The organism is Herminiimonas contaminans (assembly GCF_015645465.1).
Lineage (GTDB): Bacteria > Pseudomonadota > Gammaproteobacteria > Burkholderiales > Burkholderiaceae_D > Oxalicibacterium > Oxalicibacterium contaminans.
This window is the reverse complement of record NZ_JADOEL010000047.1, coordinates 1-1,587: the sequence shown is the minus strand read 5'-3', so window position 1 is coordinate 1,587 and position 1,587 is coordinate 1. Positions and strand designations below refer to the sequence as shown.

Genomic DNA, 1,587 nt, shown 5'->3' with positions numbered 1-1,587 from the left:
CCGAACAGGACCGTGAAACGACTTTGCGCCGATGATAGTGCTGCAACCAGTGTGAAAGTAGGTCATCGTCAGGCTTTTATTTAGAAAACCCTTCAGTAGAAATACTGGAGGGTTTTTGCTTTGCGCGACACTTTTGTGCGTGCGCTTTTATTCATCTCCGATTCGAGGCTAAAGATCCGCTGCACATGTGGATATGCGCTCAAACGATGGCGTGCATCGATGCAGAAATTGCGCAGAATTTGTACTTAATAGCGCTAGTAATGAAGTATGCACGGCTGTCGGCACATGTACCAAGCTTCCTATATCAAGACTTTTGATCGTGGATTCTTCCAGGGCGTCGCAACATCTACCTTGCAACTGCTGAAATTTTAAGCGGCAAAGTCTTTGAATTGCCATGCAAGGCCTGTTTTACGCAACAGTTAAATACTATTTTTTGATAGAATAGTCGGCTTCGCTGATGTAGCTCAGTTGGTAGAGCAACTGATTCGTAATCAGTAGGTCGGGTGTTCGATTCGCCTCATCAGCACCAAATTAAAAGGGTTAGCTTCGGCTAGCCCTTTTTCCTTTTCTGCCTTCAAGGGCAAAGCCAGATCGAGCTGAGGGCGGGACACCGTCAAAAATATCGGAAACGTCAGAAAGAATATCGTGCTTATCGTCCATAGGAAGCGATAAAGACTTCAGGAAACCATGAACAACGAAGGCCGCAACAGAGTACGGGTTTTCACATTTATTGACCACAGCGGCCAAGTCTTGAACAAAAAGCTCAGCTTCAGAAGTTAAAGCCATCATTTTCCCCGCTTACGAGCGCGCTTTGCACGAGCACGGAGCAAAGCCTCAGAAGGCTCAGCTCCCGTAACTAGCGTTTTAGCGACAATTGATAGAGATGAAGCACCCGTACCGTTTTACGGTAACCCTTTTTATTTTCGCGAACTGTATGCTTATTGGGGGCAGTTTCGACGAATGAGGAGTAGATGCGAAGGAAAAAATACCTTGCCACTCGGTATTCAGCAAATTGCCTTACAAGTGATTATCGACGTCAAAAGAAACTACTTCAAACATGGCCTGGGCCACCCAATTGATACCTGGTGCAACAAGTGGTTTGAAAAACAGGTCCGGGAACACTATCTGACGTGTCTTTAAATTTTCCTGCCAAGTTCCTTGTAAAAAATGGAAGTAGCGATTGCGTAGCGCAATCATAAAGTCCAGGAAATCTACAAAGGAAAGTTTCAGTTCAATTTCATCTTCTCGCTCCGCATCCGCATCCTCCTGCTCTAGTGCTCCGTGTTTCCCATTTCTTTTAGCCTGCTTAGGCAGATACTTTTCATAAAGTTCGGAAAAAGTTACCTGAAGCTCTTCTATTTCAATGCCGCTAAGGTCAAGATCAACGCTCACCTTATAAAAATCTTTTTCTTTCCAGTGGGTATGAATAAAATTTTTGAAAAACAGAAGCTCTCCTTCGTTGGGTAATCCCCCCATTTTTAAAGCGACTTGAGAGTAGAGACTATGCGGCCAGGGCCAGTTTCTGTTTTGGGGTGATGCCTCCGATGGCCATGTTGGGGCGTTCGTGATTATAGGTCCATAGCCAGC

At 45.2% G+C, this 1,587-nt stretch carries 2 protein-coding genes and 1 tRNA gene; 1 reads left to right on the top strand and 2 read right to left on the bottom strand.

Going from position 1 to position 1,587, the window contains the following annotated elements:
• Positions 1-453: 453 nt before the first annotated feature.
• A tRNA-Thr gene (locus IXC47_RS19255) sits at positions 454-529 on the top strand.
• Between the two features lie 11 nt (positions 530-540).
• On the opposite strand, the gene IXC47_RS19250 is transcribed toward IXC47_RS19255, so the two are convergent.
• On the bottom strand, positions 541-789 hold the full coding sequence (locus tag IXC47_RS19250; protein WP_195876766.1) for a hypothetical protein: 249 nt from the start codon (positions 787-789) through the stop codon (positions 541-543).
• Between the two features lie 228 nt (positions 790-1,017).
• Positions 1,018-1,587: hypothetical protein (locus tag IXC47_RS19245; protein ID WP_230089678.1), on the bottom strand; the 570-nt coding region annotated here is incomplete at its 5' end.

Excerpts from the sequence above, each read along its gene's own strand:
- IXC47_RS19250 (WP_195876766.1), bottom strand. The coding sequence starts at position 789 with ATGATGGCTTTAACTTCTGAAGCTGAGCTTTTTGTTCAAGACTTGGCC.